The sequence below is a fragment of the uncultured Endozoicomonas sp. genome, assembly GCF_947495845.1.
Lineage (GTDB): Bacteria > Pseudomonadota > Gammaproteobacteria > Pseudomonadales > Endozoicomonadaceae > Endozoicomonas.
Genome location: NZ_CANMAO010000112.1, coordinates 1 through 350, shown reverse-complemented (window position 1 = coordinate 350; position 350 = coordinate 1). Strand labels below are relative to the sequence as shown.

Genomic DNA, 350 nt, shown 5'->3' with positions numbered 1-350 from the left:
TGGTTGCGGGAGCTGGATTCGAACCAACGACCTTCGGGTTATGAGCCCGACGAGCTACCAGACTGCTCCATCCCGCGACAAAACTGCTCAATTGATTCTTTCTGGAAAAGAGAATATCAACTGCTTTAAAAATGGTTGCGGGAGCCGGATTCGAACCAACGACCTTCGGGTTATGAGCCCGACGAGCTACCAGACTGCTCCATCCCGCGACAAAACTGTTCAGCTGATTCTTTTTCTGGAAAAGAGGGCATCAACTGCTTTTAAATATGGTTGCGGGAGCTGGATTCGAACCAACGACCTTCGGGTTATGAGCCCGACGAGCTACCAGACTGCTCCATCCCGCGACAAAA

3 tRNA genes are annotated in these 350 nt (G+C 51.1%); all 3 read right to left on the bottom strand.

Annotated features, from left to right (window positions below):
- Nucleotides 1–77, bottom strand: a tRNA-Met gene (locus Q1B11_RS20335).
- Between the two features lie 55 nt (nucleotides 78–132).
- Nucleotides 133–209: transfer RNA gene (locus Q1B11_RS20330), tRNA-Met, on the bottom strand.
- A 58-nt stretch (nucleotides 210–267) separates the two neighbouring features.
- A tRNA-Met gene (locus Q1B11_RS20325) sits at nucleotides 268–344 on the bottom strand.
- Nucleotides 345–350 lie beyond the last annotated feature (6 nt).